The organism is Kitasatospora sp. NPDC091257 (genome assembly GCF_044757675.1).
GTDB lineage: Bacteria > Actinomycetota > Actinomycetes > Streptomycetales > Streptomycetaceae > Kitasatospora > Kitasatospora lactacystinica.
In genome coordinates this window covers 1-10976 of the sequence record NZ_JBIVVI010000153.1, presented here as the reverse complement: position 1 = coordinate 10976, position 10976 = coordinate 1, and the positions used below count along the sequence as shown (strand labels likewise).

Sequence of the window (10976 nt, the reverse complement as noted above, 5' to 3'; positions counted from 1 at the left end):
GGTGCCGCCGGTGCCGGGGGTGGTGGCCGGGGTGGCCCGCAGGGCGACCTTCAGCAGGTCGTTGGCGGGGTTGCGGTCCCAGCTCATGACGGCGCTGGGGTGGCCCGGCTCGTAGGCGCTCGCCATGTTCTGCAGCGAGACCGTCGCGGTGAGCTCGTCGGTGCCCGCGGGGACCGAGAGGGTCAGCTTGTGGGAGTTGGTGGCGCCGGCCGGGATGAAGAACCCGCCCAGCCCCTCGCAGTTGAACTTGTTGAGCGGCTTGTCGGACTTCTGGCCGAGGACGTAGTCGTACGGCTGGCAGGTCGACGGCAGGCCGGTGACGGTGACCCCCTCCGGGAACTGCACCTGGAGTTCGGGCGCGCTCTCGCCGCCGCTGCGGTCCATGATCGAGGCCGGGCCGCCGCTGACGGCGCCGAGGGTGAAGGTGCCGGTGGTGCCGGAGGCGTCCGGTGCCCAGGAGCCGTTCACCGCGAAGTCGGCGCCGTTGTCGGCGAGGACCTCCTGCTCGGTGGAGTAGGCGTTCGAGTCGAGGCCGTCCGGGATCCCCTCGCCGGAGGTCGGCACCAGGGCGGCGGGAGCGCCGGTGCCGCGCTGGAACGACATCCGCCGGCGCAGGTCCGCAGCGCTGCTGCCGCTCGCTCCCTCGGCGGGGAAGACGGAGTAGCCGGCGAAGGCGTAGCGGGCGTCCGCGCCCACGGTGAGGTCGAGGCCGTTCAGCTTGACGGCCTGGCCGGGGGCGATCTCGCCGTCGATGGTGCAGATGCCGTGCACGGTGGGCATCGGGGAACCGAAGCCGTGGCCCGCCCAGTCGCCCTTGTCCTTCGCGTACTCGCAGTTGGAGGGCCAGGTGGCCACGTCGAGGCCCGGGGTCAGGTAGACCTCGACGACCGCCCGCCGGGCCGCGACCTCGCCGTGGTTGGCGAAGGCGAGAGTCGACGGGAGCGTGCTGCCGACCTTGACGTCACGCTGCTCCGAGGGCTCCTTGGGGCGGAAGCCGGCACCGCCGATCTCCACCCGGATGTCGGCCTCGGCGGTCTCGGCGCCGGGGGCGCTGAGGGTGGCGTGGACGGTGCCGGTGGAACCGGGGCGGACGCCCGCGACGGCGCTCAGCCACGGGTGGCTGGTGATGTTGATGTTCTCCAGGTCGAGGCGCCAGATGTCGCAGGTGATCACCTTGCCCGCGGTGGCGCAGCCCGGGACGCCGAGCGTGGCCAGCCCGTCGATGCCGGTGGTGTCGAACGCGAGTTTGGCGCCGGTCACGACGTCGGTGCCGGTCCGGCCGATCCGCAGGTGGATGTTCTCGCCGAACTGGGGCTGAGGGGCCGGCTGGGTCGAGATCTGGATCGTGCCGGTCGGGAAGATCCGGAGCTGGGTGCCGGCGGCGTGCGCCGGGACGGCCGCGGTGCCGGAGGCCAGGGCGGCCACGATCGTGGCCGTGCCCGCGCCGAGGATCCGGCGCGTGCGAGTCGAAAGCATGTGAATCCCCCGCGGTTGGAGTGGTGAGGCTCCGCACCCTAGGGATTGTTGAACGGGCGTCAACCCGGTTGATCAGCGGCCAATTCGCCCAGGACGGGATCGAACGGCCTGGTCATCGGGGTGAAGGTTATGAAGACGTGATCGACGGCGGCCGGCGGGATCGCGGCATTGTCGACACATGGACCGGCCTGCGGGCGATGGGCCGGCGTGCCGACGGAGGGCCGGCGCACGAACGGAGGGGAGACCGCGGTGGCGGTCTCCCCTCCGTTCGGCGGACGGGCCGGTTCAGCCGGTGCCGGTGGCGAGTTCGACGTCCTCGGTCTCCTCGGGGGACAGGTCGGCGGGCGGGGCGGGCCGGGCCGGGGGCTTGGGGCGGCGGCCGAACAGCTCGGCGGGGGTGGGCATCCGGTGCGGACGGGGCGGGGTCTTCGCGGCGGCGGGCTGCTCCGGGCGGGACTCGGTGCTGCTCATGGTGGTCCGTCCTCCTACGGGGGTGGGGTGACTGTGCGGCGGTGCGGCGGGGCTCGGTACGGCCACCAGGTGGCGGGGCTGCCCGGTGTGGAGGGCGAGCCGTTCGCGGACGGCGGCCTCGGCCAGCGCGTGGCAGCGCCCGGCCAGCCGGGAGCGGCGGGCCCGCTCGCCCTGGCCGCAGGGCTGGCGGCTCAGCCCGCGCAGCGCGGTGAGGTCCTCGGGGCCGGGCAGGTACCCGTCGGACACCGCGTCCTCCAGCCGTTCCAGGTAGCCGGGGGCGCTGCCGGGCAGGGCGGAGCGGTAGCGTCCGAGGTCGGCGAGCAGGAAGGCGCGCAGTCGGCCGCCCTCCTGGACGGCCTCGTCGATCGCCTCGGTCAGGCGCAGGGCGTCCTGGACGTCCTCCGCCCAGAGTTCGGCGCCCGGCCCGGCGAGGGCCGGCCGGTCGGGCCGGAGGTGGACGGGGACGGCGGGGTGCAGGGCTTGGGCGAGGGCTCGGCGCAACACGCGGACTTCGTCGGCGCTGAAGGCCATACCGCCGCGCGATCCGTGTGGCGTAGGCATGGGCTGACACTACGTGAGGAATATCCGATTTGTCGGTAACGTCGCGCCGAACCATCCATGTTCGGCCTGGTGAAAAAACCTTTCGCCGCCACCTGTAACGCCATCCGGGGGCCAGCTGGTCATCCAGGTGTCAGGGGAGAACGAGCGAGGGGGCCGGGCAGGATGCAACCGGACGGTCAGGGGAAGGCGTCCCGGGGCGGGCGGCGGGACGAGGACTTCCAGGCCTTCGCGGCCGCCCGCGCCAGACCGCTCTACCGGTCGGCCTGCCTGCTCGCCGGCGGGGACACCCACCTCGCCGAGGACCTGGTGCAGGAGGCGTTCGGGCGGATCTACGTCCAGTGGCACCGCACCTTCCCCTTCGGGGCCAAGCGCCGGATCGACAACCCGGCCGGGTACGCGCACACCGTGCTGGTGCGGGTCTTCCTCTCGCACCGCGGCCGCCGCTCCAGCGGCGAGCGGCCGGTCGACGCGGTGCCGGACGGCGAGGCCCCGCAGGGCGACCCGGAACTGCGGCTGGCCCTGGTGGACGCGCTCGGCCGGCTCGCGCCGCGCGACCGCGCGGTGCTGGTCCTGCGCTACTGGGAGGACCGCAGCGTCGAGGAGACCGCGGCGATCCTCCAGCTCACCCCGGGGGCCGTCCGGACCCAGTCCTTCCGGGCGCTCGGCCGGATCCGCGCGTTGCTCGGCGGCAGCCTCGACGAGCTGGCCGAGCGCTGAGCCGGCCGGCACGGCACGGCGACGTCTCCGCACTACTCACGTCAACTCGATTGGTAGAGAGGTTGGTTCAGCATGTCCGCTGAGCACGACGGGCCCGACGAGCGGTTCGAGCAGTCCTTCACCGAGGCCCTCGGCCGGGCGGGCGGGTCCTACGACGCCGAGGCCACCCGGCTGGTCGACACCGGCTGGTCGTACGGGCGCCGGCTGCGCCGCAGGCGGCGGATCGGCACCGTGGCGGGCGTCGCCGCGCTGGCCCTGGCCGGGGTGGGCGCGGCCGGGATCGGCAGCCTGCTGCCCGGGCCCGGCCCCGTGCCGAGCGGCCCGGCGTCCGCCGGCTCGGCCTCCTCCGGTGCGGCGGCGGGCCCGCCGGTCTCCGGCCCGGAGTTCCAGCAGATGCTCACCGAGCTGCTCCCGCCGGGGACGGTGCAGGTGGGCGAGGCGCGGGGGACCGAGAGCGACACCCCGCAGCTGCGGCTGGTGCTGGACGACGGGAACGGCCCGGTCCAGTACCTGTTCTGGATCATGCGCCGGGTCGGCGACACCACCTGCCCGCCCACGACGACCCCGGACGACACCTGCACCGAGGCCGACCTCCCGGGCGGTGAGCACCTGCGCATCTACCAGGCCGGGACACGCAGCGGTGAGCCGGCCGGCTCCAAGACCTGGTCCGCCAAGCTGTCCGGGACCGGGTACGAGCTGATGCTCCAGGAGTGGAACCGCAAGCCGCTGGACCAGGGCACGCCGATCACCCGCACCGACCCGCCGCTGACGCCGGACCAGCTCGCCGCGGTGGTGAAGGACCCGCGCTGGAAGAAGGTCGTGGCGGCCATCCCGAAGGACCCGCGGGCGGGCAAGCCGCTCCCGACCCCGCAGCCGGGAACGACTCGGCTCACCATCCCGGCGCCCGCGCCGACCGGCCTGACCACCCTGCTGCCCTCCGACGCGGTGGCGGGGGCCGCGTCGGCCCTGCCGGGCTTCCCGACCCCCGGCCGCTGAGCGCCGCTCAGCTCGCGGGGCGGTTGCGCTCGTACACCAGGCGCAGGCCGATCAGGGTCAGCCAGGGCTCGTGCACGTCGATGCTGGTGGCCTCGCCGAGGACCAGGGAGGCGAGACCGCCGGTGGCGATCACCTGGACGTCGTCCGGGTCCTTGGAGAGCTCCCGGGCCATCCGCTCGACCAGGCCGTCGACCTGCCCGGCGAAGCCGTAGAGGATGCCGGACTGCATGCCCTCGACGGTGTTCTTGCCGATCACGTTGCGCGGGCGGGCCAGCTCGATCTTGCGCAGCTGGGCGCCGCGGACGCCGAGCGCCTCGACCGAGATCTCGATGCCGGGGGCGATCGCGCCGCCGACGTAGTCGCCGCGCGCGTTGACGGCGTCGAAGGTGGTCGCGGTGCCGAAGTCGACCACGATGCACGGGCCGCCGTACAGGTGGTTGGCGGCCAGCGCGTTGACGATCCGGTCGGCGCCGACCTCCTTGGGGTTGTCCATCAGGACGTGCACCCCGGTCTTCACGCCGGGCTCCACGATCACCGCGGGGACGTCGCCGTAGTAGCGGCGGGTCACCTCGCGGAGCTCGTGGAGCACGGCGGGGACGGACGAGCAGATCGCCAGGCCCTCCACCGCGGCCTCCTTGACCGCGGTGTGGTTGCCCATCAACCCCTGCAGCAGCACCGCCAGTTCATCGGCCGTGCGGCGCGGATCGGTGGAGATCCGCCAGTGTTCCACCACGTCCTCGCCGTCGAACAGGCCGAGCGTGGTCTGGGTGTTGCCGACGTCGATGGTGAGGAGCATGGGCCGCTTTCTGCGAGTCGGGACGGGGCTGCGCGGGTCCGGACGGTCAGGCGCGCAGGTCCAGGCCGATGTCCAGGATCGGCGAGGAGTGGGTGAGCGCGCCCACGGCCAGGTAGTCGACACCAGTCTGGGCGACCTCGCGCGCGCTGGCCAGGGTCAGTCCGCCGGAGGCTTCCAGCTTCGCCCGGCCGGCCACCAGCGCGACGGCCTCCTTCAGCTGCCCGACGGTGAAGTTGTCCAGCAGGATCAGGTCGGCCCCGGCCTCCAGCACCGGCGTGATCTGCTCCAGGGTGTCCACCTCGACCTCGACCGGCAGCTCCGGGTACGCGGCCCGGACGGCCCGGAAGGCCTCGGCCACGCCGCCGGCCGCGACCACGTGGTTGTCCTTCACCAGCGCGGCGTCCGAGAGCGCCATCCGGTGGTTGGCGCCGCCGCCGCAGCGCACCGCGAACTTCTCCAGCGCGCGCAGGCCCGGGGTGGTCTTGCGGGTGTCCCGGACCACCGCGCCGGTGCCCTCCAGGGCGTCCGCCCAGGCGCTGGTCGCGGTGGCGATGCCGGACAGGTGGCAGAGCAGGTTGAGCGCGCTGCGCTCGGCGGTCAGCAGGTCGCGGGTGCGCGAGCGGACCGAGAGCAGCACCTGGCCGGCCTCGACCCGGTCGCCGTCCTCGACGTGCCGCTCGACCTCGAACTCCTCCTCGCAGACCAGCGAGACGACCGCCTCGGCGACCCGCAGGCCGGCCACCACGCCGGCCTGACGGGCGGTGAAGTCGGCGGTGGCGACGGCGTCGGCGGGCACGGTCGCCACCGAGGTGACGTCCTCGCCGCCGGCCAGGTCCTCGGCCAGTGCCAGGGTGGCGATGTCCTCGACCTCGACCGGGTCCAGCCCGGCCTGCTCCAGCAGCTCGGCCAGCTGCGGGTCCAGACCGGTCTCGTAGCCCTCGCCGTCGCCACAGGCGCAGCCGTCGCCGCAGCCGCCCTGGTCGGCCAGGGGGAGTTCCTCGTGGGAGTGGGTCATGGTTCTACTGCTCCTCAGGGGTGCTGACGGGACCGCCGGTGGCGGCGAGGGTGGTGATCAGGTGGCGCCGCCAGTGGGCGTCGTCGCGCTCGGGGAAGTCCTCGCGCCAGTGGCAGCCGCGGGTCTCCTCGCGCTGTGCGGCGGCCGCGACCAGGGCGGTGGCGACCAGCAGCAGGTTGGCGGCCTCCCAGGTCTCCACCCGGGGGTCGGCCGGCTTCTCCTCGGCGACGTGGGCGTAGGCCTGTTCGGCGAGGAGTGCGAGCCCGGCGGCGGTGTCGGCCATCGAGGCGGCGGAGCGCAGGATGCCCGCGCCGCGCGACATCAGCCGCTGGATCTCGGCGCGCGCCTCGGACGGGGGCAGCGGGACGGGCTGCGCGGCGTGCGCGGCGGCGACGTCCACCGCGCGCTCGGGCAGCTCGCCGGACCGGTTGCGGCCGGCCAGATCGGCGGCGATCCGCTCGGCGAAGACCAGGCCCTCCAGCAGCGAGTTGGACGCCAGCCGGTTGGCGCCGTGTACGCCGGTGCAGGCGACCTCGCCGCACGCGTACAGGCCGGGGACGGTGGTGCGGCCGTGCCGGTCGGTGCGGACGCCGCCGGAGGCGAAGTGCGCGGCCGGGGCGATCGGGATCGGCTCGGTGACCGGGTCGATGCCGTTGGCGCGGCAGAAGGCGAGGATGGTCGGGAAGCGCTGCTCCCACATCTCGGCGCCGAAGTGCCGCCCGTCCAGGAACATGTGCTGGGCGCCCTGCTCCTGCATGCGCCGGGTGATCGCCTTGGCGACGATGTCGCGCGGGGCCAGCTCGGCCAGCTCGTGCTGTCCGACCATGAAGCGGACGCCGTCCGCGTCCACCAGGTGGGCGCCTTCGCCGCGGACCGCCTCGGAGACCAGCGGCTGCTGGCCCTCGGCCTCCGGACCGAGCCAGAGCACGGTGGGGTGGAACTGGACGAACTCCAGGTCGGTGACGGCGGCGCCGGCCCGCAGGGCCAGTGCCACGCCGTCGCCGGTGGAGACCGCCGGGTTGGTGGTGGCGGAGAAGACCTGGCCCATGCCGCCGGTGGCGAGCACCACCGCGCGGGCCCGGACGGCGCCGACGCCGTCGCGCTGGCCCTCGCCCATCACGTGCAGGGTCAGTCCGGCGGCGTGGCCCGCCGCGTCGGTCAGCAGGTCGAGGACGAGCGCGTGCTCGATCAGCTCGATGTCCGGGTCGGTGCGGACGGCGGCGACCAGGGCGCGCGATATCTCGGCGCCGGTCGCGTCCCCGCCCGCGTGGACGATCCGGCGGCGGTGGTGGCCGCCCTCGCGGGTCAGCAGGATCTCGCCGTCCTCGCCCCGGTCGAACAGGGCGCCGGTGGCGATCAGCCGGCGGACGGCGTCCGGGCCCTCGGTGACCAGGGTGCGGACGGCCTCCTCGTCACAGACGCCGGCGCCGGCCACCAGGGTGTCGTCCAGGTGCTGTTCGGGGGTGTCCCCCTCGCCCAGGGCGGCCGCGACGCCGCCCTGGGCCCAGCGGGTGGAGCCCTCGTCCAGCACGGCCTTGGTGACCACCATGGCCCGCAGGCCGGCCTTGCGGACGTTGAGCGCGACGGTGAGGCCGGCGACCCCGGAACCGACCACGACCACGTCGGTGGTGGCGGTCCAGCCGGGGGCCGGGGCGGTGAGGCGGTGCGTGGACATCGGTGGGTGGCTCCTTCAGCGCGAGGCGGCGTCGGCCGCGCCGTTGCCGCCACCGTACGCCGCGTCGCCGCGCAGCAGTCCGGTGCCCTCCTGGGCTTCGGCCGGGTCCCCGCCCAGGCCGGTGATCCGGTTCCGCTCGTCCACGAAGACGACCTTCGGCTCGTAGCCCTTGGCCTCGGCGGTGTCCATCTGCCCGTAGGCGATGAGGATGACCAGGTCGCCCGGGTGGACCAGACGGGCGGCGGCGCCGTTGATGCCGATCACGCCGGAGCCGCGCGGGCCGGCGATCGTGTACGTCTCCAGCCGGGCGCCGTTGTTGATGTCGACGATGTGGACCAGCTCGCCGGGGAGCAGGTCGGCGGCGTCGAGCAGGTCCTCGTCCACCGTGACGGATCCCACGTAGTGCAGGTCGGCCTGGGTCACGGTGGCCCGGTGGATCTTGGACTTGAGCATGGTGCGGAGCATTGCGGGTCACGCCTCCTGTGAGTGCATGCCGGAAGGGGGGTGGTGCCGGTGGTTCAGCGGTTCAGCGGTTCAGCGGTTCAGCGGACGATGACGTGGACGTTGTCGATCAGGCGGGTGGCGCCCACCTTCGCGGCGACGGCCAGCACCGCCTCGCCCTGGAAGTCGTCCGCCGCCTCCGAGAAGTCGTGCGGGTCGATCAGGGCGAGGTAGTCCAGGGTGACGCCCTCGGCGCCGTCCAGGGCGGCCGAGGCGGCCTCGCGGACGGCCTTCGGGCCCTGCGCGGCGGCGTCCCGGCCCGCGAACAGGGCCTTGGACAGGGCGAGCGCCTGTGCGCGCTCCTGCTCCGAGAGGTAGCGGTTGCGCGAGGACCGCGCCAGGCCGTCCTCCTCGCGGACGGTCGGCACGCCGACGATCTCCACGTCGAAGTCCAGGTCGGCGACCATCCGCCGGATGATCGCCAGCTGCTGGGCGTCCTTCTCGCCGAAGAAGGCGAAGTCCGGGTCGGTGATGTGCAGCAGCTTGGCGACCACGGTCAGCACGCCGTCGAAGTGGCCGGGCCGGGTGGCGCCCTCGTAGCGCTCGCCCATCGGGCCGGCCGCCATGCGCACCTGCGGCTCGCCGTTCGGGTAGACCTCCTCGACGGACGGCGCGAAGACCACGTCGGCGCCGTTCTCCTCGGCCAGCCGCACGTCCTCGTCGAGGCTGCGCGGGTAGCGCTCCAGGTCCTCGCCGGCGCCGAACTGCAGCGGGTTGACGAAGACCGTCACCGCGACCCGGCCGTCCCGGCCGACCTGCTTGCGGGCGGCCCGGATCAGCGCGGCGTGGCCCTCGTGCAGCGCGCCCATGGTCATCACGACGGCGTTGTCCACCGGCTGCTCGTCCGGCCAGAACGCGGCCTCGAATTCGTCCACGGTGCGGGTCACGACGGCCCGGTGGACCTTGGGCGTCCGCTGGGGCTTGTTCGACTGCTTACCGCGTGCCATCTAGCGCTTCTCCTCGTTCAGTACGTCCAGCAGCGCCGCCGCCGACGTTTCGTCGATCGTCCCGTTGGCGAGCGCCCGCTGCGCGGTGGCGCGGGCCATCGCACGGTAGGCCGCCGGGATGTCCGGGGACACCGTACTGAGCTGCGCCAGGTGGCGCCGCACGGTGCCCGAGTCGCCCCGGGCGACCGGGCCGGTGAGGGCCGCGTCGCCGGAGCGCAGGCTGTTGTCCAGGGCGGCGCCGAGCAGCGGGCCGAGCATCCGGCCGGGCTCGGCGACACCGGCCGTGCGCAGCAGGTCCATCGCCTGCGCGACCAGGGTGACCAGGTGGTTCGCACCATGGGCGAGGGCGGTGTGGTAGAGCGGGCGGACCTCCTCGGGCACCCACTCGGGCTCGCCGCCCATCTCCACCACCAGCGCCTCGGCGACCGGCCGCAGCTCCTCGGGGGCGGTCACGCCGAACGGGCAGCCGGCCAGCCGGGCCAGGTCCACCGAGGTGCCGCTGAAGGTCATCGCCGGGTGCAGGGCCAGCGGCAGCGCCCCGGCCCGGGTGGCGGGTTCCAGGACGGCGACGCCGTGCGCGCCGGAGGTGTGCACGAGCAACTGTCCGGGGCGGACCGCGCCGGTGGCCGCCAGCCCGGTCACCAGGTCGGCCAGCGCGTCGTCCGGCACGGTCAGCAGCACCAGGTCGGCGGCGGCCAGCACCTGCGGCGGGGTGACGATCCGCACGCCCGGCAGCAGCGCCTCGGCGCGGCGGCGGGAGGTGGCGGACACCCCGGAGGCGGCGACCACGGTGTGCCCGGCGAGCTGCAGCGCCGCGCCCAGCGCGGGCCCGACCCGGCCGGTGCCGACCACGCCGACGGCCAGCCGGGCCGGGCGGTTGCCGGGGTCGCCGGGAGCACCGAAGACCTGGTCGCCGAGACCGTCGGCGAGCGGGGCGAACTCGCCGGAGTCGGCGAAGCCGGACGGATTCACGTCCACCCTTGTCCTGCCTTGTCCTGAATGACCGTTCCAGTCCACTCGACGGGTACCGGACGTACCGCCCCAGTCTACGGGCGCGCCCGAACGCCGGAGCGGATACGCCTCGGCGGCTCAGTCGGTGGCCCCGGCCCGGATCAGCCCGGCCTCGTACGCCAGCACCACGGCCTGGACCCGGTCGCGCAGGCCCAGCTTGGCCAGGATCCGGCCGACATGGGTCTTCACGGTCGCCTCGGAGAGCACCAGCCGGGCCGCGATCTCGCCGTTCGACAGCCCCTGGGCGACCAGCAGGAACACCTCCCGCTCGCGCTCGGTCAGCGGGCCGAGGACGTCCGAGCCGGGCGCGCTCTGCGGAGTGGGCAGCACCTCGGCGAAGCGGTCGATCATCCGGCGGGTGGTGGTCGGGGCGACCACCGCGTCCCCGCCGTGCACCGCGCGGATCGCGGCCACCAGCTCGGTCGGCGGGACGTCCTTGAGCAGGAAGCCGCTGGCGCCGGCCTTGAGCGCGGCGAAGGCGTACTCGTCCAGGTCGAAGGTGGTGAGGATGAGCACGTGCGGGGCGTTCGGCAGCGGGCTGCCGTCCTCGGCCAGGCAGATCCGGCGGGTCGCCTGCACGCCGTCCAGCCGCGGCATGCGGACGTCCATCAGGATCACGTCCACCTCGGTGCGCCGCAGTTGCTCCAGGGCCTGCGCGCCGTCGCCCGCCTCGGCGGCGATCTCGATGTCGCCCTGCGACTGGAGGATCATCCGGAAGCCGGTGCGCAGCAGTTCCTGGTCGTCGACGAGCATCACGCGGATGGTCAAGGTGGGACTCCTTGGGGGGATGGACGGCGGACGGGGGCTGGG

The 10976-nt window shown here is 74.2% G+C and carries 11 protein-coding genes; 2 read left to right on the top strand and 9 right to left on the bottom strand.

The features are described 5' to 3' along the window. On the bottom strand, positions 1–1476 hold a 1476-nt coding region (locus tag ACIQOV_RS10055), incomplete at its 3' end, for a hypothetical protein (protein WP_401046976.1). 285 nt (positions 1477–1761) lie between these two features. Continuing rightward, entirely contained in the window at positions 1762–2478 is a 717-nt protein-coding gene (locus ACIQOV_RS10050) for a hypothetical protein (RefSeq protein WP_401046973.1), read from the bottom strand. A 192-nt stretch (positions 2479–2670) separates the two neighbouring features. Here ACIQOV_RS10050 and ACIQOV_RS10045 point away from each other — a divergent pair, with 192 nt between their 5' ends. Together ACIQOV_RS10045 and ACIQOV_RS10040 are read left to right on the top strand one after the other, a co-directional pair. Further along, positions 2671–3225, top strand: a complete 555-nt coding sequence (locus ACIQOV_RS10045; protein WP_359910488.1) for a SigE family RNA polymerase sigma factor — start codon at positions 2671–2673, stop codon at positions 3223–3225. A gap of 72 nt (positions 3226–3297) precedes the next feature. Next, positions 3298–4221 (top strand): hypothetical protein, encoded by a 924-nt coding sequence (locus tag ACIQOV_RS10040; protein ID WP_401046971.1) that lies wholly within the window; start codon positions 3298–3300, stop codon positions 4219–4221. A 7-nt stretch (positions 4222–4228) separates the two neighbouring features. On the opposite strand, the gene ACIQOV_RS10035 is transcribed toward ACIQOV_RS10040, so the two are convergent. From ACIQOV_RS10035 to ACIQOV_RS10005, 7 genes are all read right to left on the bottom strand, one after another. Beyond that, positions 4229–5017, bottom strand: a complete 789-nt coding sequence (locus tag ACIQOV_RS10035) for a type III pantothenate kinase (protein ID WP_401046968.1) — start codon at positions 5015–5017, stop codon at positions 4229–4231. A gap of 46 nt (positions 5018–5063) precedes the next feature. Beyond that, positions 5064–6032, bottom strand: a complete 969-nt coding sequence (gene nadC, locus ACIQOV_RS10030; RefSeq protein WP_359910497.1) for a carboxylating nicotinate-nucleotide diphosphorylase — start codon at positions 6030–6032, stop codon at positions 5064–5066. A 4-nt stretch (positions 6033–6036) separates the two neighbouring features. Continuing rightward, positions 6037–7707, bottom strand: coding sequence for an L-aspartate oxidase (locus tag ACIQOV_RS10025; protein WP_401046966.1), 1671 nt, complete (start codon positions 7705–7707; stop codon positions 6037–6039). 15 nt (positions 7708–7722) lie between these two features. Further along, positions 7723–8172, bottom strand: coding sequence for an aspartate 1-decarboxylase (panD, locus tag ACIQOV_RS10020; protein WP_359910502.1), 450 nt, complete (start codon positions 8170–8172; stop codon positions 7723–7725). Between the two features lie 77 nt (positions 8173–8249). Further along, the gene (gene panC / locus ACIQOV_RS10015) at positions 8250–9155 is read right to left on the bottom strand and encodes a pantoate--beta-alanine ligase (protein ID WP_401046962.1); all 906 of its coding nucleotides are present in this window, start codon (positions 9153–9155) and stop codon (positions 8250–8252) included. After that, positions 9156–10133, bottom strand: coding sequence for a DUF2520 domain-containing protein (locus ACIQOV_RS10010; RefSeq protein ID WP_359910508.1), 978 nt, complete (start codon positions 10131–10133; stop codon positions 9156–9158). Between the two features lie 111 nt (positions 10134–10244). Continuing rightward, positions 10245–10934 carry a response regulator transcription factor gene (locus ACIQOV_RS10005; protein ID WP_359910511.1) on the bottom strand — a complete coding sequence of 230 codons (690 nt, stop codon included), beginning with the start codon at positions 10932–10934 and terminating at the stop codon, positions 10245–10247. Between the last annotated feature and the right edge of the window lie 42 nt (positions 10935–10976).